The sequence below is a fragment of the Microvirga yunnanensis genome, from assembly GCF_025460875.1.
In genome coordinates this window covers 1-21,981 of record NZ_JAMXFI010000138.1, presented here as the reverse complement: position 1 = coordinate 21,981, position 21,981 = coordinate 1, and the positions used below count along the sequence as shown (strand labels likewise).

Here is a 21,981-nt window from a genome sequence, read left to right as displayed (position 1 = left end):
GGGCCGGAGCGGCAACGGAAAACGCAGGAAATCCACCGCTGTCGCCCCGCAATCCTGCAAATCCGAAGCTGGCGAGACGACCAATATCCCAATCGTTCCAATGGGATCGGGATTCTTCACAGACGACTATTTAGCCTCAGAAGGGCGTGCTTCCTGCTCTAGAGCTCGATATCGGCCCCGACGAGATGGGGCACTAACACCGTCCCAGAAGCGGGTTTCAAGCTCCCGTTCATTGCGGCAGTACTGCCACCAAGTTTCACGATTTCGCATAGATCACCTCACGAAGAACCCAGGCAACCTCAAGAGGCTGATACAAAGGGGGGGGTCAAAACGCCGAGAACAGCGTTCCTGCCGTCTAGAGGGGTAGTTCGATGGGTAGAGAGGGACTGTAGTGAGAAATAGTGTGTTTCAAGCAAGTAAGGCTTGCTGGCCACAGCCCCCTCCGAAAGCCCCTGGTTTTCGGTCTCGCGCTGCATGAGCGAGTGAATGTCCTCAACGCCCCAGCACGTGATGCGCGGCCCCAGTTCCACCGGGTCAGGACAGCGGCCCATTTTGAGGCCTGCCCATTCCCACTGACGTGCCTATTGGATGTCCTGGTCTCTGCCAGTCTCAACCCCTTGCCTCTTGATCTTTCTAGTCGGCAATGTCTTCGGCTCTGAAACAGGCAAGCATCGCTCACTGGCCCAAATCGATGGTCCATGACTAACCTCGTCTTTGTTAGGGGTGCGTGGCTGCTCAGAGTCAGCCAGACAAGCGGCCTAAGTGGCTCAGCCAATCAGCGCTACAGGCCACTCAAGCCCGCAAGGATCAGCCGAGACTACCGGGATCCGGTCTTTTCAATGAGAGTCCGGATATCCTCCGCGCGCCACCCGGAGACACGGGGAGATAGTTTGACGGGCTTAGGGTATCGGCCGTCTTGAATTCCAGCATACCAGGCACTGCGGCTGACCGGGAAAATTCCGTTAGGCCCGACGATTTGTCCGAGTCGTAGGAAACCCGTATCAGGGAGAGTGTTTGTTTTCGTCACGGCATTGTCCTCCGTCGTTGGGGTGACTGAGGTGTTCTAGGACGAACCTGGAGGTCTGTGGGGAAGCAGCGTCAGGAAATAGGAAAGAGCGCTCGGGAACCGCTATTTCCTACTCCGCCGGGAGATGCATCTCCTGCACCATGGCATTCGCGACCTTTGATAACTCGTATCGAAGGTCAGTGGAGTTGATAGTGAACCCATTTTTCTCTAGGGCGGACCCAACAATGCTTTCGCTGAGGTCGAGAACCATTTGAGCCCCTACGTGGTGAGAGGCTTCCAGCAGGAATGTTCTAATGGTCTTGTCGCTGATTTTGATCGTCGTGTCGCTCACCGCCCTATAAATTGGTGTCAGGTCCACCGAGGAAGACGCCCCCGGACGATAGCGATATCTGTGCATAGCCATGGCCAAAATCAGTTTGAGGTAGCTACGCTTCGACCTTGGATCGAACCCGTTGATCGCGAGGAGATCCTCAACTTCCTTGCGTTTGCTTGATAGCTCCTGCTCAAGAGTTCTGACTTGGTCCAACAGAGCCTGGCGGTCGGCATCGATCGCTGCTCTGTCGCTCCCAGGAGATGACGAGGCTGCATGGGCGGCCAGAATGTCTTCGAATGCCTTATCGGGTTGGAGACCATTGCGCTTCAGCCACGTTAGTAACGCTTCTGGCCTGATAAGCTTCGTCGCCTCTGTCTCTTGATGCCCGAACGCTCCAGTCAGTAGTGCACGTTCTACCAAGAAGCGACGCTCACGGAGTTCTGTCTTAAACTTGCTGCGCGGGCGATTCATCACCCGCCTCGCTTCAACAATGCGGGGATCGCGCCCCAGACTCAAACAGGCCGCTTCTTCCGCCGTCCAAGGTGCAGCAATCATCCAATGCTTGAAATCTGCCTTGCCGCTATCATCCTCACAGTTCAAAAACAGCTCTTTGGCCTCAATAGACGAGCGGGTTTCAGAATCAACTTTCCTGAGTTCCTCATGGTAGAACAGTTCAAGAATGTGATCCGGAAGGGCATTCAGGCCATCAATGTATTTGTAAATTTCCTCCGCGCCCTTTTCGTATAACCTCCGGTCCGATGCACGGCGCGCCTCCTCGTAGCCCTCAATTGTTTCCTCCCAGTCACTGAATTTTCGACTGACCAGAAATCTAATCTTGCTGGTAATGCCTCTGAGCTTCGGCATGATGCCCCTCAATCACGCGCAACGATACGATGAAGCAGTATGTACGCATGAGAGGCGGCATTCCAGCCAACTGACGTTCTAACGGCTTGCTTCCAATTTGTTCTCCACAATTGGTTGAAGCGGGCGCCCAAACGAGCTCAGCATTGAGCGCGCTCGTAGACCAGCCTGGGGTCTAGAACACCTTCTGATTTGCGACAGGAAGCGTGCGTGCCGATCCGATGTGCAAATCGATCAGCGGGAGGGATACCAAGCGGCTGGGCGGATTGGCGGCCCAACGGCCAGGGCCGTTCCTTACAGTCCGTCAATGTCCGAGGAGAGATATTTCACGAATATTTCACGACCTGGGCCACCATCGAGCGAGCTAAGTGCTTGATTTTGTGGCGCTCCCTAGGGGACTCGAACCCCTGTTTTCGCCGTGAGAGGGCGACGTCCTAGACCGCTAGACGAAGGGAGCTAGCAAGGTTGAGGCCGCTCGTATAACCACCCTTCTGAATCCCTTCAAGCCCTTTTGCTGAAAAAAGCGAACGGCTCAGATCAAATGAGGATGCGGTGGACGGCGTAACGCGACAGGAATGGCTTCTGGAACCCGACATGACGGCAGATCGGCTCGACCGCGTGCTGACACGCCTGCAGGCGGATCTGTCGCGAAGCCGCGTTCAGGCTCTCATTCGGGACGGTCAGGTCGCTATCGACGACGTGCCGGCCCTAGATCCGAACCGGAAGGTTGCTGGCGGCGCCCGGATCACCCTGACCGTGCCGCCGCCCGTTCCGGCCGAGCCTGCCGGCGAGGCGATCGACCTCACGATCGTCTACGAGGACGACGACCTGATCGTCATCGACAAGCCCTCCGGGCTCGTCGTGCATCCGGCCGCCGGGCACGATTCCGGCACCCTGGTGAATGCCCTCATCGCCCATTGCGGCGAGAGTCTCTCGGGGATCGGTGGCGTGAAGCGCCCCGGGATCGTCCATCGCCTCGACAAGGACACGTCGGGCCTGCTGGTGGTCGCCAAGAACGACCTCGCCCACCAGGCGCTGGCGGCGCAGTTCGCCGATCACGGCCGCACGGGACCCTTGGAGCGGGCCTATCTGGCGATCCTCTGGGGCGTGCCCGAGCGGCGGCGAGGAACCGTCGACGCGCCGCTCGCCCGCAGCACCCATAACCGCGAGAAGATCGTCGTGGTGGGGGAAGACCGCGGCCGTTATGCGATCACCCATTACGAGGTGCTGGAGGCTCTGCCGCCGGCCCAGCCTCTCGCGAGCCTGGTCCGCTGCGAACTGGAGACGGGGCGCACGCATCAGATCCGGGTCCACATGGCCCATCTCGGCCATCCGCTTCTGGGGGATGCCACCTACGGGTCCGGCTTCAAGACCAAGGCGAACCGGCTCTCCGAAACGCAGAGAGAGGCGCTCGATGCCCTGAACCGGCAGGCCCTTCATGCCGCAATCCTCGGGTTCGAACACCCGCGCAGCGGCGAATTCCTCCGCTTCGAGAGCCCGCTTCCCCCGGACATGGCCGCGCTTCTGGAGGCGCTACAGGCTGAAATTTAGCGTCAATCGGTCGCAAAATGACGTCACGCTGGCACCCTTGCGAGTCTGGAGCGTTCACCACGTCTTGAAGCCTGATGCCTCTATTCGGACAACGTTGAACCGCTTATATAGGGGGTTAGGGCGGCCGGCCTCGGAGGGGGGCCGCCCCAGGCTTGCCTCATGGTGAGGGAGCCAAAGGAGGAGAAGACATGGCTGCAGCGCTTCCGGTGCTTGCCAATGAAGGGGGCCTTTCGCGCTATCTCGACGAAATCCGTCGCTTCCCCATGCTCGAGCCGCATGAGGAATACATGCTCGCCAAGCGCTGGCGCGAGCATGGAGATCGCGAAGCGGCCCATAAGCTCGTGACGTCCCACCTGCGCCTGGTCGCCAAGATCGCCATGGGCTATCGCGGCTACGGCCTGCCGATCGGCGAGGTCGTGTCGGAAGGCAATGTCGGTCTGATGCAGGCCGTCAAACGCTTCGAGCCCGACAAGGGCTTCCGCCTCGCCACATATGCCATGTGGTGGATCAAGGCGGCGATTCAAGAATACATCCTGCGTTCCTGGTCCCTCGTGAAGATGGGCACCACGGCGAACCAGAAGAAACTGTTCTTCAACCTGCGCAAGGCGAAGGGCCGGATCTCCGCATTCGAGGAAGGCGATCTTCGCCCCGAAAACGTCAAGCAGATCGCAACCCAGCTCGGGGTGACCGAGCAGGATGTGGTCGACATGAACCGCCGCCTCGGCGGCGACGCCTCCCTCAACGCCCCCCTGCGCGACGAGGGTGAAGGCGGCGGCGAATGGCAGGATTGGCTCGTCGACACCAACCAGAGCCAGGAACAGGTGCTCGTCGAGGAGGAGGAAGGCCAGAACAGGCTCGCGGCCCTGCGGTCGGCGCTCTCCGTGCTCAACCCGCGCGAGCGCCGCATCTTCGAAGCGCGCCGCCTGTCGGACGATCCGATCACCCTGGAGGAGCTTTCCACCGAGTTCGGCGTCTCCCGCGAGCGCGTCCGCCAGATCGAGGTCCGGGCCTTCGAGAAGATCCAGGAAGCGGTCAAGAAGAACCTGACGCAGATCGAGACCTCGTCGGCCGAGGCCTGAGCCGGCCGGCGCCGGGACCATGAAAAAGCCGCGCACCGAGCGCGGCTTTTTTGCTGTCAGGCGCAGGGTCGCCCTACTGCCATTGGTTGAAGGCGTCGTTGAGGATCTGGCCGCCCGAGCCGCCCTTCTCGAAGCTCAGGATCGCGCGCTGGCCGGACACCATCCGGACCGGCAGGTCGATCCAGTTGCGGCGGACGAACAGCTGGGTGTTGCGCGCCACGTCAACCTGCAGGTTGGACAGCCCGATCAGGAACAGGTTCTCGCGCACCGGCACCGGCAGCCCGGCGACCGGGGTCCCGCGCGCGGCTTCCTCATCCTTGAACTGGAGCAACCCGACATCCCGGATGACCCGATTCACGTCGCCTTCGCGGGTCGTGAAGGTGAGTTCGACCGTATGGGAGGCGGGGAGCGTCGCGTCGAGGTTGCGCCTCAAGACCATGCGCATCGTCAACCCGGCCTCGGGCACCTCGATCAGGGCGCTGACCGCTTTCTCGAGCGGCTGCCCCTGGCCGGGATTCACGTCCTCGAGACGCCATGTGACGCGTCCGACCTGCGCCTTGGGCGTCTGCGGATTGGCCGGATCCTCCTCGTAGAAGACTGCGCGCTGCACCACCCCGGTCTCCTGGCGGGGCGCCGAGGCGGGAGCGGTCGTGGGAGGAGCCTGTCCGCCGACCCGCTCGTTGATCTTGGAATCGGCCGGGGCCGGCTGGGGCGCTGCCGCGACCGGGGTTTCGGGCGCGAGATCCTCGGGCTTGTCGCGCCACAGGAACGCGAAGGCCGCGATGGCCGCGATCACGAGAGCGAGCACGGACCCGAAGATGATGGTCCGGCGCCGTCCCTTTCCCTGCATGGCCGGATGAGGGCGGCTGTCGATCTTGGGACGGGCCACCGCCGGCTCCGCATAGGACTCCGCGGCCTCGTCGTCGGCAGTCACCTGAGGGGCGGGAGCCCGCAGGCCGTGGACGGAACCTGGGCTCCGAGCCTCCTCGGGCGGGGTACGATCGCGGGCGGGCGCAGGCGGGAAGGGATCGGGATCGAACCCTGCGGCAGGTGCGGCATAATCCGCCTCGACCCGGTCGATCGCCTCGTCGAGAGAGCGGCCCTCCTGCTGGATCTCCGGCTCGCTGAGAGGCGGATTGAGCGAACGCAGCTGTGCGATCAGAGCCGTGCGGGCGCGCTCGTAGACGGCGCGCCGCTTGTCGGGCGTCTGGTCGGGCAAGCCTTCGACGGCTCGTGCGATGAGAGGGTAATAATCTGCCATTTCTCTCTGGGAATGACCCGCCGTGGCTCCGTCGTCAACCCTCAAAGGGGTTCTTCATGAGGATTGTGTCGTCACGCTCCGGCGAGGTGGAGAGCACCGCGACGGGCGCCCCGATCAGTTCCTCCACGCGGCGCACATACTTGATGGCCTGTGCCGGAAGGTCAGCCCAGGAGCGTGCCCCTGCGGTCGAACCGCTCCAGCCCTCGATCTCCTCGTAGATGGGCTCCACGCGGGCCTGGGCGCCCTGGCTCGCCGGGAAGTAGTCGATGGTCTCGCCGTCGAGCCTGTAGCCGACGCCAATCTTGATCGTCTCGAAGCCGTCGAGGATGTCGAGCTTGGTGAGCGCGATCCCGTCGATGCCCGAGGTGCGCACCGTCTGGCGCACCAGGGTGGCATCGAACCAGCCGCACCGGCGCTTGCGTCCCGTCACCACGCCGAATTCCTTGCCCTTCTGGCCGATCAGCTCGCCGGTCTCGTCGAACAGCTCGGTCGGGAAAGGTCCCTCGCCGACGCGGGTCGTGTAGGCCTTGGCGATGCCGAGCACGTAGCCGACGCCGCCCGGGCCGAGGCCGGAGCCGGTCGCCGCCTGCCCGGCCACCGTGTTGGACGACGTGACGAAGGGATAGGTGCCGTGATCCACGTCGAGCAGCGCGCCCTGAGCGCCCTCGAACAGAATGCGCTTGCCGGCCCGCCGCTCCTCGTCGAGCAGGCGCCACACGGCGTCCATGTAGGGCAGCACCTTCGGGGCCACCGAGGCCAGCTCCTCGTAGATCGCCTTCGGCTCGAACTCGTCGAGGCCGAAGCCGCGCCGAAGGGCGTTGTGGTGGGCAAGCAGCCGCTCGATCTTCTCGGGCAGGGCCGAGAGATCGGCGAGGTCCATGAGGCGGATGGCGCGGCGGCCGACCTTGTCCTCGTAGGCCGGGCCGATGCCGCGCTTGGTGGTGCCGATCTTCGTGCCGGCGCTGCCGCTTTCGCGCAGGGCGTCGAGCTCGCGGTGGATGGAGAGGATCAGCGTGGCGTTCTCGGCCACGCGCAGGGTCTCGCGACTGATCGAGACGCCCTGCTCGGCGAGACGCTCAACCTCTCCGGCGAGCGCATGCGGATCGAGCACCACGCCGTTGCCGATGACGGAAAGCTTGCCCGGGCGCACGACGCCGGAGGGCAGCAGCGAGAGCTTGTACACCTTGTCGCCGATCACGAGGGTATGGCCGGCATTGTGCCCGCCCTGGAACCGCACGACCACGTCCGCCTGTTCGGACAGCCAGTCGACGATCTTGCCCTTGCCTTCGTCGCCCCACTGGGCGCCCACGACAACCACGTTCGCCATCGCTCAATGCCTCACACAAAAAAACCCCGGCGCAAGGCCAGGGTTGGGTCAAAAACCTTGCAAACCCTCATGGTGGATCGCGCGCCTCAGGTCAAGGCGGAATGCGCCTCGATCCCGCCATCATAAGCGCCTTGCGCGGCGGGAATATGATTTTGCATCGAGCCGCGATCGCTGCAAGGACCAGAGTAGCTCCCCTTCCCGTCGCAGAGCGTGTGCCGGCCATGGCGTGGGAAAGGTCGCGCCACTCCGATGGTCGCCCTCTCACGTCATCACCGGGCTTGTCCCGATGATCCTGCTTCTGAGAGGCGCGGCGCTTTTCGGATCGGGATGGCCGGGACAAGCCCGGCCATGACGAAGGAGGGTGTCGTTGCGGGAGCGGGATAGCGGCCGCCCGGGGTCACGCTGCCTTCGCGAGGCGCTGGCGTCCCGAGGCGCGACGCAGCCTGCGGCGGGCCCAGATCCAGATCCCGGTGATCAGCAGGCCGAGCAGCGCGACCGACGTGACGAGGTTCAGGACGGCGAGCGCGAGGCCGCCCCAGGTGCCCTCGTGGATGAGACGGGGCCAGTTCCTGGCCATGGGCACCGCACCCTCCCGCGTCAGCGCATAGGTCCTCATCTCGCCGTCTTCGGCCACGCGCGCCGCGAGGGTGCGGCCCAGGGGCCGGATCCAGCTGAGCGACGACAGGTCGTGTTCGACGGCCAGCACCTGCACGGCCTCCGCGAGCGTCAGAGGAGAGCCGGATGCGTCGGCCGCCCGAGGGCTGGGCGTGCGAGGGTCCGGCGTGCGAGGGTCCGGCGTGAAGGAGATGCCGAGCGCCAGGAGCAGGCCGGTCAACGGGCTGAGAACCACCAGCGGCAACAGGAACCAGGCCGCCCCCTTGTGCCAGCCGGGCAGCGTGTTGCGCAGCCTCGGCCATCCCATCAGGACCCCGAGGACGACGAGGGACAGCATCGCGATCGTCGAGGCCGTCACCAGCCAGCCGGCCCGCAGGAGCAACCGCTCATGAATCTGTCGGGCCGTTCCGAAGATGTCGGACACCGTCGTGGCATCACGGGTCACCGGCTCGCCCGTCGCCAGATCGACCGTGACCGCACCACCGCCCTGCCCCCGGCCGATCGCAAGCGTGTTCTCGCTCGGACGGAGGAAGAGCGTGCGGGCGGCTCCCTGCGGATCGTAGCGCTGGAGCAGCCCCTCCACGGTCTGGACCGTGACCGAGCCCGGCCTGATGGTCTGCTGAACCGCGATGGGCTCGAAGGACAGGATCACGCCCGTGAGGATGACGGCGAGGAGCGGCAATGCGAAGGCCAGAGCCACCCATCGGTGCAGTCGCAGCAACAGAGCCTTGCCCATCGGCCGAACTTCCTGACCCGAGGTGAACGATCAACCCATGATCGCGACGGGCTCTCGGGAGCTCAAGTTAAAGTTCAGTCATGTTGCCTGGACGGCGGCGGATACAGGAAAGCGCAAGGTCGCCTTTTCAGGCCCGCCCCCGGACGCTCTTCGCCGGCTTCACCCGGTGCTCGATGAAGTTGCGGATCTCGCGGGTGCGGCGCCCGGGCTCGAGCACCTCCCCGTCGATGCCGTGCCGCCACGCGAGATCGAAGCGGGTCGGGTCCCGGTCGAGGGCCGCCAAATCCCGCGTATAGGCGACGGCGTCCTCGGTCGTGCGGCAGAAGCCCTCCGCCACGAGGATGTCCGTCCGGCGGCTCAGGATGGCGGCGAGCTCACCCAGAGAGAATTCGGGGTGATACTGCACGCCCCAGAACACGCCGCCGTCCTGGCGGATCTCGGCGGCCTGCACCGGCGAGACCGCATTGCCGGCGAGCACCGTGCAGTCGCTCGGCAGGGCCGTCACCATGTCGAGGTGGATCGCCGGCGCGTCGAAGGCCGGGGGGCGGCCTTCGAGCATCGGATGGCCCTGGCCGGCCTCGGTGCGGGTGATCCTTCGGGCGACGCCCACCTCGCGGCCGAGCGGGTTGGGCCGCACGTCCCCGGCCGCCGCGACGGCCGCAACCTGCAAGCCCCAGCAGGAGCCGAAGGACGGGGTGCGGGAGGCGTAGACCGCCCGCATCAGGTCGATCTGGCGCAGGATCTCGGGGGTGCGGTCATAGATGTTCAGATGCGAGCCCGTGAGCACGATGCCGTCATAGGATTCGAGCCCGGCCGCATCCGGCAGGTTCGCGCCTTCGTCCGTCGGGAACGCGATGTCGCAGACGGCCTCCCGGTCGATGCCCTGAATCACCTCCGCATAGGATTCCGACAGCGTGAGTCCATAGGCTTGCCTGTGGGCCTGCCTTGCACCCCGCGTATTGCCCTCGACCACCAGAAACCGTAAGGCCATGCGTGTCACCCGCTCCTCGTCGTGCCGGTTTAGCCGAACGGCGCGCGGCGGCAAGGGCAATCGTATCGGACCCGAAAGTCGAATCCGCTCTTGGGGTCGATCCGGTACGATCTTCATGGAGTCAGCGCATCGTGGGAGGCGCGGAAGTGGAGCCACTTCTGCGCCCGAGGCGTCAGAGAGGTCCGGCCTCCGATGAAACTTCTGCATTCGCTCCGGCACGGGCTGTGGGGACAGGCCTACGTGCTGCTGGTCCTGACCACCCTCATGTGGGCCGGCAACGGGATCGCCGGCCGTCTCGCCATCGGGCAGGTCTCGCCCATGGTGCTCACCTGCCTGCGCTGGGTGGTCGTGGTGGCGATCCTGCTGCCGCTCGTCGGGCGCCAGCTCGTGGCCGAGCGGGCGAAGTTCCGGGCGCGCTGGCTCTTCACCCTGGCCATGGGCGTCTTCGGCTTCACCGCCTTCAACGCGCTCTTCTACGCCGCCGCCCACCACACCAGCGCGGTCAACCTCACCATCTTCCAGGGTTCGATCCCGGTCTTCGTGCTCATCGGCATGATCGCGGTCTTCCGCGCCCGGGTGATCCCGTTGCAGATCGTCGGCATGGTCGTGACGCTGGCGGGCGTGATCACCGTGTCGGTGAAGGCCGATTGGGAGATCCTGAAGGCGCTGGCGATCAATGTCGGCGACCTGTGGATGCTGATCGCGTGCGTGTTCTATTCCGTCTACACGCTCGGCCTGCGCTACCGTCCGGCAATGCCGGGCCTCGTGTTCTTCGCCGCCATGGCCCTCGTGGCCTTCGCCAGCTCCCTGCCGCTGGTGGGCGTGGAGATGATCCAGGGCACGGCGCAGTTTCCGACCCCGAAGGGCTGGCTGATCCTGCTCTACGTCGCGCTTCTGCCGTCCCTGCTCTCGCAGATCTTCTTCATCCGCGGCGTGGAGCTGATCGGCCCCACGCGGGCCGGCCTCTTCGTCAATCTCGTGCCGGTCTTCGGCGCGCTCCTCGCGGTGGTCCTGCTCGGCGAGCCGTTCGCCCCGTATCACGCGGTCGGGCTGGCGCTGGTGCTCGGCGGCATCTGGCTGGCGGAACGGCGGCGGTAGAGGAGAATCGTGCCTTCCCTCGCTGGGCTCGCCGGGGATGACGCCCTCCTCGTCATGGCCGGCCGGTCATCACACGCCTCTCGCCGGCCATCCCGATGCGGTGAGGTGCGGCGTTCCAGACAAGCGGGATCACCGGCACGAGCCCGGTGATGACGTGGAGGGTTGTATGAGGCGGTGCGAACCCCCTCCCACGTCATGGCATCCTCCGCCCTTCCTGCCACCCTCCCCACGTCATGGCCGGCCTTGTGCCGGCCATCCCGATCGGAAGAGCGCGACGCCTCTCGTATCGGAATCACCGGGACAAGCCCGGTGATGACGTGGTGCGTGTGTGGTCCGGTGATGACGTGGAGAGTGGGACAAGCCCGGTGATGACAAAGGGGTGCCCATCCGGCCAAGCGATCAAGACAGGATCCCGAACGATGCGCCAGCCAAGAGTGGAGCATCGGACCCGAACCTGGGTCCACTTTTCACATCCGATGCTCTCGCCGCATTTCTTGACGGTGAGCCGGATCCACTTCACCGGAAAATGCTCTAATCCGCGAACACGACCGTCTTGCGGCCGTTGAGCAGGATGCGGTCCTCGAGATGGTGGCGCACGGCGCGCGCGAGCACGCGCCGTTCGATGTCGCGCCCCTTGCGCACGAGGTCCTCCGCCGAATCGCGATGGGTGATCGGCTCCACGTCCTGCGCGATGATCGGCCCCTCGTCGAGATCGGACGTTACATAATGCGCGGTCGCGCCGATCAGCTTCACGCCGCGGGCATGGGCCTGGTGATAGGGCTTGGCGCCCTTGAAGCTGGGAAGGAACGAGTGGTGGATGTTGATGCAGCGCCCCGCGAGCTTCGCCGCGAGCCCGTCCGACAGCACCTGCATGTAGCGTGCGAGCACCACGAGGTCGGCCTTCGAGTCGCGGATGATCTCCCAGAGCCGGGCTTCCTGCTCGAGCTTGGTGTCCTTGGTGACGGGAAGCCAGTGGAACGGGACGTTCCCCAGATCCACATGGCTGTAGGTGTCGGCCGGATGATTGGCGATGACGCCGACGGGCTCGAAGCCGAGCTCGCCGATGCGCCAGCGGTAGAGCAGATCGGCCAGGCAATGGTCGAACTTCGAGACCAGCAGCATGACCTTCCGCTTCTCGCCCGGATCGCGCAGGGTCCAGGTCATGCCGAAGCGTTCGGCGAGCGGCGCGAAACCGCCCTTCAAGGCCTCGATGTCGCTTTCTCCCGAGACGGGATCGAACACGACGCGCATGAAGAACCGGTCCGTCTGCGTGTCGTCGTATTGCTGGGCGTCGAGGATGTTGAGACCGGCGTCCGACAGATGTCCCGCAACGGCGGCCACGATGCCGGGACGGTTCGCACAGGCGAGCGTCAGGACGAAGCGCTGCGACGGGACGGACGCCATCTCGCCCCCCTTAGAACCGCACCGCGCGGGCGCGCTTGACCTGCGGGATCTCCTCGATCCGGCGCAGGAGCTCATCGGAGACCGGCTGGTCGACGGACACGAAGCAGATGGCGTCGCCGCCCGGCTTGTCGCGGCCGAGCGCGAAGGTGGCGACGTTCACGCCGGACTCGCCGAGCAAGGTGCCGAAGCGCCCGATGAAGCCGGGCTTGTCGTCGTTGCGAACGTAGATCATGTTCGGCGCGAATTCCGCGTCGACCGTGATGTCGCGGATCTCGGTCACGCGGGGCTTGCCGTCCTGGAACACGGTGCCGCCCGCATGGCGCGGCATGTCGTCCGCATCGACGATGATGCGCACGAAGCTTTCGTAGTCGCGGGCCGCGCTCTCGCGCTTGACCTCCTCCACGGTGATGCCGCGCTCACGCGCCACGACCGGGGCCGACACCATGTTGATGTCCTGCAGGAAGGGACGCAGCACGCCGGTCACCGCCGCCGAGGTCAGCGCGCGGGTGTTCATCTCCGCGACGGCGCCCTCGTATTCGATCCGGATGCCCTTGATCGGGGCTTCCGTAAGCTGCCCGAGGAAGGAGCCGAGCTTGTCGGCGAGCGCCACGAACGGCTTCAGGCGCGGGGCTTCCTCGGCGGTGATCGACGGGAAGTTCACGGCGTTCTGGATCGCGCCCTGGAGCAGGTAGTCGGACATCTGCTCGGCGACCTGCAGGGCCACGTTCTCCTGCGCCTCCGTGGTGGCGGCGCCCAGATGCGGCGTGCAGACCACGTTGGGATGGCCGAAGAGCGGATTGGAGGTTGCCGGCTCCTCGACGAACACGTCGAACGCGGCGCCCGCCACATGGCCGGACTCGAGGGCTGCGCGCAAAGCGACCTCGTCGACGAGACCGCCGCGGGCGCAGTTGACGATGCGCACGCCCTTCCGGGTCTTGGCGATGTTCTCCGCCGACAGGACGTTCTTCGTCTTCTCGGTCATCGGCACGTGCAGGGTGATGATGTCGGCGCGGCGCAGCAGATCGTCGAGCTCCACCTTCTCGACGCCGAGCTCGAGGGCGCGCTCCGGCGACAGGAAGGGATCGTAGGCGATCACCTTCATGCGCAACCCGATGGCGCGGTCGGCTACGATCGACCCGATATTGCCGCAGCCGATCACGCCGAGCACCTTGCCGGTGAGCTCGACGCCCATGAAGCGGTTCTTCTCCCACTTGCCTGCTTGCGTCGAGGCATCGGCCTGCGGGATCTGGCGGGCGAGCGCGAACATCATGGCGATGGCATGCTCGGCCGTGGTGATGGAATTGCCGAAGGGCGTGTTCATGACGATGATGCCCTTGGCCGTGGCGGCCGGGATCTCGACATTGTCGACCCCGATGCCGGCGCGGCCGATCACCTTCAGGTTCTTGGCCTGCTCGAGGATCTTCGCCGTCACCTTGGTGGCGGACCGGATGGCGAGGCCGTCATACTGGCCGATGATCTGGGCGAGCTTCTCCTTGTCCTTGCCGAGATCGGGCTGGAAATCGACGTCGACGCCGCGATCCTTGAAGATCTGCACGGCGGCGGGAGAGAGCGCGTCGGAAATAAGTACGCAGGGAGCGGGCATGGGATGAACCTCATGGCGTCATGGCCGGGCTTGCCCCGGCCATCCACGTCCGGCGGTGTCGCAAGCTCAGCCCTCGAAAGGCGTAGATCCCCGGGCCGGGCCCGGGGACGGCGGTCGTGGAAGGTCAGGCCTCAAGCCGCTTTCGCGAGCTTCGCCTTTTCCTGCGCGAAGGCCCAGTCGAGCCAGGGGGTCAGGGCTTCGAGATCCGACTGCTCGACGGTCGCCCCGCACCAGATGCGCAGGCCGGGAGGCGCATCGCGGTAGGCCCCGATGTCGAGAGCCACATTCTCCTTCTCGAGCGCCGCCGTGATGCCCTTGGCCACCTGCGCCACGGCCTCCGGGCCTTTGGCCACCACGTCGGGATCGGCGATCACGAGGCACACGCTCGTGTTGGACGCGGTGGCCGGGACCTTGGCCAGGTTGGCGATCCACGGGGTCCTGGCCACCCAGTCATGAATGACCTTGGCGTTGGCCTCGGCCTTGGCCGCGAGGGCGTTCAGGCCGCCGATCGACTTCGCCCATTCGAGCGCGTCGATGTAGTCCTCGACGGCCAGCATGGACGGGGTGTTGATGGTCTCGCCCTCGAAGATGCCCTCGATGAGCTTGCCGCCCTTGGTCATGCGGAAGATCTTCGGCAACGGCCAGGCGGGCTTGTAGGTCTCGAGCCGCTCCACCGCGCGGGGCGACAGGATGAGCATGCCGTGGGCCGCCTCGCCGCCCAGAACCTTCTGCCAGGAGAAGGTGACCACGTCGAGCTTCGCGAAATCGAGCCTCTGCGCGAAGGCCGCCGAGGTGGCGTCGCAGATGGTCAGGCCCTCGCGGTCGGCCGCGATCCAGTCGGCGTTCGGCACGCGCACGCCCGAGGTGGTGCCGTTCCAGGTGAAGACCACGTCGCGGGTCCTGGTATCGACCTGCGCGAGGTCGGGAAGCTCGCCGTAGGGCGCGGTGATCACGCGGGCGTCGTCGAGCTTGAGCTGCTTGACCACGTCCGTGACCCAGCCCTCGCCGAAGCTCTCCCAGGCCAGCATGTCGACGGGCCGGGCGCCCAGCATGGACCACAGGGCCATCTCCACGGCGCCGGTGTCGGAGGCGGGCACGATGCCGATGCGGTAATCGGCCGGCACCGCCAGCACCTCGCGGGTGAGGTCGATGGCGAGCTTCAGGCGCGCCTTGCCGAGCTTGGCGCGGTGCGAGCGGCCGAGGCTGTCGGTCTTGAGGTTCTGGAGAGACCATCCGGGGCGCTTCGCGCAGGGGCCGGATGAAAAGAAGGGCGCGCGCGGACGCGCGGCGGGCAGGCTCGTCATGTGATCCATCCTTTCAGATGGGCGCCTCTCGGTGGGGAGAGGTGTCCCGCCGATTGGTATGACGGAGCCGGGGGCGACGGTCAAGGCATAGGTCGCCGAAGCAAAAGGTCAGATTACGAAATCGTAATACAAAACATCGTGTTTGCTGCGTTATCTTCGCAGCCCCCGGCCTATATTGTGCTAGGATAACAGCCGACATCTGCGACCAAAAATGCCGAAAAGGCCGACGACTGAGTAAGGAGCGAGCATGCGTGTGTCCGGTCAACTCGCTGTCATTGCCGTGCTGGGGGCAGCAGGCTTTGGCGGCTGGTACGCCTATAAGGGCGGCCATCTGGCCAATGTGCCCGTGATCGGCGCGTATGTGAGCCAACCGGCAGGCCAGCAGGCCGCCCAGGGCGGACGCGGGCGCGGCGGCCCGACCGGCCCCGCGACGGTCGACGTGGATACGGTCAGGACCGGCCGCATCGTCGAGATGCGGGAATCCGTCGGTACGGTCCGGGCCTATGAATCGATCACCGTGACCGCCAAGGTGGCCGGCATCGTCGGGGAAATCGGCTTCAACGAAGGCCAGAAGGTGAAGGCCGGCAACATGCTGGTCCAGTTCGACGCCGCCGAGCGCCGGGCCGAGATCGAGCAGGCCATCGCCGAGGCGAACCGCGCCGAAGCGCTCCGCAACGAGGTCGCCATCAAGCTGGAGCGCGCCCAGGCGCTCAGCCGCACGGGCGCCGGCACTGGCGCCCAGGTCGACGACCTGACGGCCCAGATGAAGTCCCTGGAAGGCTCCATCGCGTCCGCCCGGGCCCAGCGCAAGGCCGCCGAGGCCCGCCTGGAGGATCTCATCATCCGGGCGCCCTTCGCCGGCCGCGTCGGCACCCGCTCGGTCTCTCTCGGCGCCTATGTGGCTCCGGGCACCCGCATCACCTCCCTGGACGACCTGTCCAAGGTGCGCCTCGACTTCGCCGTGCCGGAGAACCTGCTCGGCCGCCTGAAGCCGGGCCAGACGGTCAACGCCACCTCGGCGGCCTACAAGGGCCGCACCTTCAAGGGCGGCGTGTCGACCATCGACCCCCGCGTCGACCAGACGACCCGCACGGCGCGCCTGACGGCCGAGTTCGACAATCCCGACGAGGCGCTCAAGCCCGGCATGTTCCTGTCCGTGGCCCTCGAGGTCTCGACCAAGGACGATGCCGTGGTGGTACCCGAGGAGGCCGTCGTCAGCGAGGGCCTGCGCCACATCGTCTATCCCGTCAAGGACAGCAAGGTGGAGCGCCGCGTCATCACCATCGGCCAGCGCCAGGGCGGCAAGGTCGAGGTGGTGGACGGGCTGAAGCCCGGCGAGACCATCGTGGTGCTGGGCGTCCAGCGCGTGCGGCCCGGCGCCGAGGTCGTGGCCCGTCCGGTGGGGTCGGGGGCGCCGGCCGGCCCCGTCCCGGCGGCAACCCGGGAGCAGCCCTCCCGCTCCTCACTGAACGTCCCGCAGGCCATCGGGGCCGCCCAGGCGGCCGAGCGGAAGTGATCCCCTTCTCCCGCCCCGGCGGGAGGTTTTCGTTTGAATGACTGGTTACAGAGCCGAACCGCCATGCAGGTTTCAGACCTCTTCATCCGCCGCCCCGTCTTCGCCGTCGTGGTGAGCCTCCTGCTGATCGTGGGCGGCCTCGCCTCGCTCATGAACCTGCCGGTCCGCGAATATCCGCAGACCGACCGCCCCGTCGTGTCGGTCTCCACGGTCTATCGCGGCGCCTCGAACGAGGTGATCGAGAGCCGGGTGACGGAGATCATCGAGGGCGCGGTTGCCGGCATCGAGGGAATCCGCCAGATCACCTCGCAGAGCCAGAACGACCGGTCGTCCGTGTCCATCGAGTTCGAGGTCTCCCGAGATCCGGAAGCCGCCACCTCCGACGTGCGCGACGCCGTCTCCCGCGTGTCCGGACGCCTGCCGGACGGGGCCGACACGCCCGTGGTGCGCAAGGTCGACGCCAATGCGCAGGCCATCCTGTGGGTGGGCGTCACCTCCACGACCCTCGATGCGCTCGAGCTCAGCGACTTCCTCAAGCGGGTCTACGTGGATCGCCTGTCCACCGTGCCGGGCGTCGCCAACGTCAACCTGAGCGGCGAGCGGCGCTATGCCATGCGCATCTGGGTCGACCGGCCGGCCCTCGCGGCCCGCGGCCTCACGGTCCAGGATCTGGAGACCGCGATCAAGCGCCAGAACGTGGAGCTTCCCGGCGGCCGGATCGAGTCCAGCCAGCGCGAATTCACCGTCAAGACCGACTCGCGCCTCGCCACGCCGGAAGAGTTCTCGCAGGTGATCGTCACCAACAGGAACGGCTATCTGGTCAGGCTCGGCGAAGTCGCCCAGGTCGAGGTCGGACCCGAGGACACGCGGTTCGAATTCTACCAGTCGGGCGAGACCGCCATCGGCATGGGCGTCGTGCGTCAGTCGACGGCGAATACGCTGTCCGTGGTCGACGGGGTGCGCAAGGAGCTGGAGGAGCTGAAGACCTCGCTGCCGCCCGGCACCACGGCCGAAGTCGCCTATGACGAGAGCCAGTTCATCCGAGCCTCCATCGAGGGCGTGCTGCACACCCTCGTGGAAGGCATCGCGCTCGTGATCCTGGTGATCCTGATCTTCCTGCGCGACTGGCGCTCGACCATCGTGGCCATGGTGGCGATCCCGGTCTCGATCATCGCGGCCTTCATGGTGATGGCCTTCTTCGGCGCTTCCATCAACGTGCTGACGCTGCTCGCCATCGTGCTCGCCATCGGCATCGTGGTGGACGATGCGATCGTGGAGATCGAGAACGTGCACCGGCGCATCGAGGAAGGCCAGCCGCCGCTGCTCGCCTCCTTCGACGGCGCCCGCGAGATCGGCTTCGCGGTGATCGCCACCACGGCCACCCTGATGGCCGTGTTCGTGCCGCTCGCCTTCATGACGGGCAATACCGGCAAGCTCTTCCGCGAATTCGGCATCACGCTCGCCGCCTCGATCTTCTTCTCGGGCGTCGTGGCCCGCACGCTCACGCCGATGCTGTGCTCCAAGCTGATGGTCCCGGCCCATGGCCGGATCCAGCGCATGACCGAGCCGCTCTTCGAGAAGATGAACGGCGGCTACCGCTGGCTGCTCTCCCGCGCCCTGAGGGTCCCGGTCGTCATCCTGTTCATCGGCTTCCTGGTGTCCCTGTCGGCCTACGGCCTGTTCCAGTCCCTGCCGAAGGAGTTCGCCCCCACGGAGGATCGGGGCGCCATCATCGTCCGGCTCCAGGCGCCGGAGGGCGCGAGCCTCGACTATACCCGCGACCGGGTGAAGGAGGTCGAGAAGGCCCTCATGCCGCTCCAAGAGCAGGGGCTGGTCGCCTCCATGCTGAGCCAGGTGGCGCCGGGCTTCGCCCGCCCCTCCCCGGTCAACGAGGGCATCGTGATCGTGCGCCTCGTCGACTGGGAGAACCGCACCCAGAGCCAGCAGGACATCGTGCGCCAGATCACCCCGAAGGTGTCGAACTTCCCCGGCGCGCGGGTGTCGGTGGTCAACCCGCCGGCCTTCGGCGGCGCCGGCGGCTTCGGCCAGCCGATCCAGTTCGTCCTCGGCGGCCCCGACTACGAGACGATCCGCGGCTGGCGCGACATCGTCATGCAGAAGGCCCAGGAGACGGGCAAGTTCATCAACATGGACTCGAACTACCGCGAGTCGCAGCCGGACATCCGCGTCCAGATCGACCGGCAGCGCGCCGCCGATCTCGGCGTCTCGGTGGAGGATATCGGCCGCACGCTGGAGCTGATGTTCGGCGAGACCGAGGTCTCGACCTTCGTCAGCCGCGGCGACGAGTATCCGGTGATCATGCGCGCCCGAGCCCAGGACCGGGCGACGCCCAACGACCTCACCAACACCTTCATCCGGGCGTCCAACGGCGAGCTCGTTCCGCTCTCCTCCTTCGTGTCCTTGACGGAATCGGCCGCCCCGCAGGCCCTGAACCGGTTCGACCGCCTGCGGTCGATCACGATCCAGTCCTCCCTGGCGCCGGGCGTCTCCATCGGCGAGGGCCTGGAGATCCTCCAGCAGATCGTGCGCGACAACCTGCCGGCGGAGGTGCGCATCGGCTATACGGGCCAGTCCAAGGACTTCCTGGACTCGACCGGGGCGATCTACCTGACCTTCGCCATGGCGCTCCTGGTGGTGTTCCTGGTGCTGGCGGCCCAGTTCGAGAGCTGGATCAACCCGTTCATCATCATGCTCACCGTGCCGCTCGCGGTGACGGGCGGCCTGCTCGCCCTGTTCGTGACCGGACAGACGCTCAACATCTACAGCCAGATCGGCATGATCCTGCTCATCGGCCTCATGACCAAGAACGGCATCCTGATCGTCGAGTTCTCGAACCAGCTGCGCGAGCGCGGCTATTCGGTGCGCGATGCCGTGGTCGAGGCCTCGGTGCTGCGCCTTCGGCCGATCCTGATGACGTCGATCGCCATGATCGGCGGCGCCATCCCGCTCGCCTGGTCGACCGGGGCCGGCGCCGAGGCGCGCAACGCCATCGGGTCGGTGATCGTCGGCGGCGTCACGGTCTCGACGATCCTCACCATGCTGGTGGTGCCCTCGATCTACCTGCTCCTCGGCGGCTTCACCAAGCCTGCCACCTACGTGAGCGAGATGCTCGACCGGCTCCGCGCCCAGACCGGCCAGGTCGCGCATGGCGACGACCTGCCGGGCCGGACGAAGGACGTGCCGCCCGCCCACCCGGCGGAGTGACGGACGTCAACGGACAGGCCTCTCCATCCCCGTCATGGCCGGCCTTGTGCCGGCCATGACGGTTTTGTGAAGCGCAGCGCTCTTCCACTCGGGATCACCGGCACGAGGCCGGTGATGACGAAAGGGTGCCCAAAACGAAAGCCCCGGCGATCCTCTCGCCGGGGCTTTTTCGATTCCGAGCGCCGAACGGACGTCGCGCCCTGCCTACGCGGCGGCCCTGGAAGCCGCCTGGGTGACGGCTTCCACCACGTCGTCGACCACGCGGTTGACCAGATCCTCGTTGTCGCCCTCGCCCATCACGCGGATGACCGGCTCGGTGCCGGAGGGGCGGATCACGAGGCGGCCCGCCTGCCCGAGAGTCTCGCGGCCGGCGTCGATGGCCTGGATGACCGAGGCCTCCTGCAGGGGCTTGCCGGCCTTGTAGCGCACGTTCTTGAGCACCTGCGGCAGCGGCTCGAAGCAGTGGCAGACCTCGGAGACCGGCTTGCCCAGGCTCTTGACCACGGCCAGGAGCTGGAGGGCCGCCACGAGGCCGTCGCCCGTGGTGGTGTAGTCGGACATGATGATGTGGCCCGACTGCTCGCCGCCGAGATTGTACCCGTGGGCGCGCATGTGCTCGAGCACGTAGCGGTCGCCCACGGCGGTGCGCACGAGGCCCAGGCCCAGGCCGTTCAGGTAGCGCTCCAGGCCGAGATTGGACATGATCGTCGCCACGAGGCCGGGCTGGGCCAGGCGGCCGTCCTCCTTCCAGGAGCGGGCGACGACCCCCATGAGCTGGTCGCCGTCGACCTTGTGGCCTTTCTCGTCGACGATCAGCACCCGGTCCGCATCGCCGTCGAGGGCGATGCCCACGTCGGCGCGGAGCTCGCGGACCTTGTGGATCAGGGCGTCCGGAGCCGTGGAGCCGACGTCGTGGTTGATGTTGAAGCCGTTCGGCTCCACGCCGATGGACACCACCTCGGCGCCGAGCTCCCATAGGGCCTCGGGGGCGACCTTGTAGCCGGCCCCGTTGGCGCAATCGATCACGACCCGCATGCCCTCCAGGTCGATCTGACGCGGCAGGGTCCGCTTGGCGAACTCGATGTAGCGGGCCTGGACGCTCTCGATGCGCTTGGCGCGGCCGAGAGTGGACGACCCGGCCAGCCGCCGGGTCAGGTCCGAATCGATCAAGGCCTCGATCTGAAGCTCGATCTCGTCGCTGAGCTTGAACCCGTCCGGGCCGAACAGCTTGATGCCGTTATCCTCGTAGGGGTTGTGGGAGGCCGAGATCATCACGCCCAGGTCGCAGCGCATGGAGCGCGTCAGCATGGCGACCGCCGGGGTCGGGATCGGACCCAGGAGCAGCACGTCCATGCCCACCGAGGTGAAGCCGGCCTGGAGGGCGGATTCGATCATGTAGCCGGAGAGCCGCGTGTCCTTGCCGATCACGACCCGGTGGCGGTAATCGCCGCGCTGCTGGAACATGAGGCCGGCCGCCTGCCCGACCCGCAGGGCCAGATCCGGCGTGATGATGCCGTTGGCGCGGCCCCGAATGCCATCGGTCCCGAAGTATTTCCGCACGTGCTTTGTCTCCTGGTTCCGTAGCGCTGATCCACGCTTTGGCTTTTTCAAAGCAACCTCCCCGAATTCGGTCAAGGGACCCGAGCCAATGCGCGCCATCACAAGTGATAAGCGATTGTTACAAGTCTCAACCTGGTCCTTACGGAGTATTAGATCTTTGAGGTAAACAAAAAAGAACGCCCGCCGGGGGCGGGCGTTCTGGATGAGAAGGGTTTCGACGGTCCTCAGGCCTGCGGCTGGGGCTCCATGCCGCCGTCGCTCTCCCGCGGCCGGCCGCGGCCGGCGGTGGGCACGGCGGAGCCGCGGCTCGGCGAGACGGGCTCCCCGGTGTCGCGTACCGGCGGCTGGCCGTCGAGGAGGTTGCGGATTTCCTCGCCGGTCAAGGTCTCGTACTCGAGCAGGCCGCGGGCCAGGGCCTCGAGTTCGTGCGCCTTCTCGGTCAGGATGCGCCGGGCGTCGTTGAGCCCGTCCTCGACCAGGCGGCGGACCTCCGAGTCGATCTTCTGGGCG

General features: G+C 66.1%; 15 protein-coding genes, 1 tRNA gene and 1 pseudogene. 5 read left to right on the top strand and 12 right to left on the bottom strand.

Annotated features, from left to right (window positions below; translation table 11 throughout):
- Positions 1-817 precede the first annotated feature (817 nt).
- The 3 genes from NF876_RS37295 to NF876_RS37285 all read right to left on the bottom strand — a co-directional run bounded on the left by NF876_RS37295 (position 818) and on the right by NF876_RS37285 (position 2,658).
- Entirely contained in the window at positions 818-1,027 is a 210-nt protein-coding gene (locus NF876_RS37295; protein ID WP_262273000.1) for a helix-turn-helix transcriptional regulator, read from the bottom strand.
- Between the two features lie 109 nt (positions 1,028-1,136).
- Complete coding sequence (locus NF876_RS37290; protein WP_262272999.1) at positions 1,137-2,204, bottom strand: hypothetical protein; 1,068 nt, start codon at positions 2,202-2,204, stop codon at positions 1,137-1,139.
- 378 nt (positions 2,205-2,582) lie between these two features.
- A tRNA-Glu gene (locus NF876_RS37285) sits at positions 2,583-2,658 on the bottom strand.
- A 137-nt stretch (positions 2,659-2,795) separates the two neighbouring features.
- Between NF876_RS37285 and NF876_RS37280 the strand changes: the two genes are divergently transcribed.
- Positions 2,796-3,752 carry an RluA family pseudouridine synthase gene (locus NF876_RS37280; protein ID WP_262272998.1) on the top strand — a complete coding sequence of 319 codons (957 nt, stop codon included), beginning with the start codon at positions 2,796-2,798 and terminating at the stop codon, positions 3,750-3,752.
- Positions 3,753-3,940: 188 nt separating this feature from the next.
- Positions 3,941-4,831 (top strand): RNA polymerase sigma factor RpoH, encoded by an 891-nt coding sequence (gene rpoH / locus NF876_RS37275; RefSeq protein WP_262272997.1) that lies wholly within the window; start codon positions 3,941-3,943, stop codon positions 4,829-4,831.
- 73 nt (positions 4,832-4,904) lie between these two features.
- On the opposite strand, the gene NF876_RS37270 is transcribed toward rpoH, so the two are convergent.
- The 4 genes from NF876_RS37270 to NF876_RS37255 form a co-directional block, all read right to left on the bottom strand.
- The gene (locus tag NF876_RS37270) at positions 4,905-6,092 is read right to left on the bottom strand and encodes a histidine kinase (protein WP_262272996.1); all 1,188 of its coding nucleotides are present in this window, start codon (positions 6,090-6,092) and stop codon (positions 4,905-4,907) included.
- 34 nt (positions 6,093-6,126) lie between these two features.
- Positions 6,127-7,419 carry an adenylosuccinate synthase gene (locus tag NF876_RS37265; RefSeq protein WP_262272995.1) on the bottom strand — a complete coding sequence of 431 codons (1,293 nt, stop codon included), beginning with the start codon at positions 7,417-7,419 and terminating at the stop codon, positions 6,127-6,129.
- Between the two features lie 397 nt (positions 7,420-7,816).
- Positions 7,817-8,770, bottom strand: coding sequence for a PepSY domain-containing protein (locus NF876_RS37260; RefSeq protein ID WP_262272994.1), 954 nt, complete (start codon positions 8,768-8,770; stop codon positions 7,817-7,819).
- A gap of 127 nt (positions 8,771-8,897) precedes the next feature.
- A complete protein-coding gene (locus NF876_RS37255; protein ID WP_262272993.1) occupies positions 8,898-9,761 on the bottom strand; it encodes a type 1 glutamine amidotransferase in 864 nt (287 codons plus the stop codon).
- A gap of 192 nt (positions 9,762-9,953) precedes the next feature.
- On the opposite strand from NF876_RS37255, the gene NF876_RS37250 reads away from it, so the two are divergent.
- Positions 9,954-10,859 carry a DMT family transporter gene (locus tag NF876_RS37250; RefSeq protein ID WP_262272992.1) on the top strand — a complete coding sequence of 302 codons (906 nt, stop codon included), beginning with the start codon at positions 9,954-9,956 and terminating at the stop codon, positions 10,857-10,859.
- Between the two features lie 531 nt (positions 10,860-11,390).
- Here NF876_RS37250 and purU read toward each other — a convergent pair.
- From purU to NF876_RS37235, 3 genes are all read right to left on the bottom strand, one after another.
- Positions 11,391-12,263: a formyltetrahydrofolate deformylase gene (purU, locus tag NF876_RS37245; protein ID WP_262272991.1), complete on the bottom strand. Its 873-nt coding sequence runs from the start codon at positions 12,261-12,263 to the stop codon at positions 11,391-11,393.
- A 10-nt stretch (positions 12,264-12,273) separates the two neighbouring features.
- Positions 12,274-13,866 (bottom strand): phosphoglycerate dehydrogenase, encoded by a 1,593-nt coding sequence (gene serA / locus NF876_RS37240; RefSeq protein ID WP_262272990.1) that lies wholly within the window; start codon positions 13,864-13,866, stop codon positions 12,274-12,276.
- Between the two features lie 131 nt (positions 13,867-13,997).
- Positions 13,998-15,170 (bottom strand): phosphoserine transaminase, encoded by a 1,173-nt coding sequence (locus NF876_RS37235; protein WP_262272989.1) that lies wholly within the window; start codon positions 15,168-15,170, stop codon positions 13,998-14,000.
- 247 nt (positions 15,171-15,417) lie between these two features.
- On the opposite strand from NF876_RS37235, the gene NF876_RS37230 reads away from it, so the two are divergent.
- Positions 15,418-16,686 (top strand): efflux RND transporter periplasmic adaptor subunit, encoded by a 1,269-nt coding sequence (locus tag NF876_RS37230; protein WP_262272988.1) that lies wholly within the window; start codon positions 15,418-15,420, stop codon positions 16,684-16,686.
- Positions 16,687-16,749: 63 nt separating this feature from the next.
- Positions 16,750-19,911 carry an efflux RND transporter permease subunit gene (locus tag NF876_RS37225; RefSeq protein ID WP_262272987.1) on the top strand — a complete coding sequence of 1,054 codons (3,162 nt, stop codon included), beginning with the start codon at positions 16,750-16,752 and terminating at the stop codon, positions 19,909-19,911.
- Positions 19,912-20,115: 204 nt separating this feature from the next.
- On the opposite strand, the gene glmM is transcribed toward NF876_RS37225, so the two are convergent.
- Complete coding sequence (glmM, locus tag NF876_RS37220; RefSeq protein ID WP_262272986.1) at positions 20,116-21,471, bottom strand: phosphoglucosamine mutase; 1,356 nt, start codon at positions 21,469-21,471, stop codon at positions 20,116-20,118.
- A gap of 224 nt (positions 21,472-21,695) precedes the next feature.
- A pseudogene (locus tag NF876_RS37215) lies at positions 21,696-21,981 on the bottom strand (ATP-dependent zinc metalloprotease FtsH); the annotation flags it as partial.

Coding starts and splice junctions, on each gene's coding strand:
- NF876_RS37290 (WP_262272999.1), bottom strand. CDS start 2,204: ATGCCGAAGCTCAGAGGCATTACCAGCAAGATTAGATTTCTGGTCAGT.
- NF876_RS37280 (WP_262272998.1), top strand. CDS start 2,796: ATGACGGCAGATCGGCTCGACCGCGTGCTGACACGCCTGCAGGCGGAT.
- rpoH (WP_262272997.1), top strand. CDS start 3,941: ATGGCTGCAGCGCTTCCGGTGCTTGCCAATGAAGGGGGCCTTTCGCGC.
- NF876_RS37270 (WP_262272996.1), bottom strand. CDS start 6,092: ATGGCAGATTATTACCCTCTCATCGCACGAGCCGTCGAAGGCTTGCCC.
- NF876_RS37265 (WP_262272995.1), bottom strand. CDS start 7,419: ATGGCGAACGTGGTTGTCGTGGGCGCCCAGTGGGGCGACGAAGGCAAG.
- NF876_RS37260 (WP_262272994.1), bottom strand. CDS start 8,770: ATGGGCAAGGCTCTGTTGCTGCGACTGCACCGATGGGTGGCTCTGGCC.
- NF876_RS37255 (WP_262272993.1), bottom strand. CDS start 9,761: ATGGCCTTACGGTTTCTGGTGGTCGAGGGCAATACGCGGGGTGCAAGG.
- NF876_RS37250 (WP_262272992.1), top strand. CDS start 9,954: ATGAAACTTCTGCATTCGCTCCGGCACGGGCTGTGGGGACAGGCCTAC.
- purU (WP_262272991.1), bottom strand. CDS start 12,263: ATGGCGTCCGTCCCGTCGCAGCGCTTCGTCCTGACGCTCGCCTGTGCG.
- serA (WP_262272990.1), bottom strand. CDS start 13,866: ATGCCCGCTCCCTGCGTACTTATTTCCGACGCGCTCTCTCCCGCCGCC.
- NF876_RS37235 (WP_262272989.1), bottom strand. CDS start 15,170: ATGACGAGCCTGCCCGCCGCGCGTCCGCGCGCGCCCTTCTTTTCATCC.
- NF876_RS37230 (WP_262272988.1), top strand. CDS start 15,418: ATGCGTGTGTCCGGTCAACTCGCTGTCATTGCCGTGCTGGGGGCAGCA.
- NF876_RS37225 (WP_262272987.1), top strand. CDS start 16,750: ATGCAGGTTTCAGACCTCTTCATCCGCCGCCCCGTCTTCGCCGTCGTG.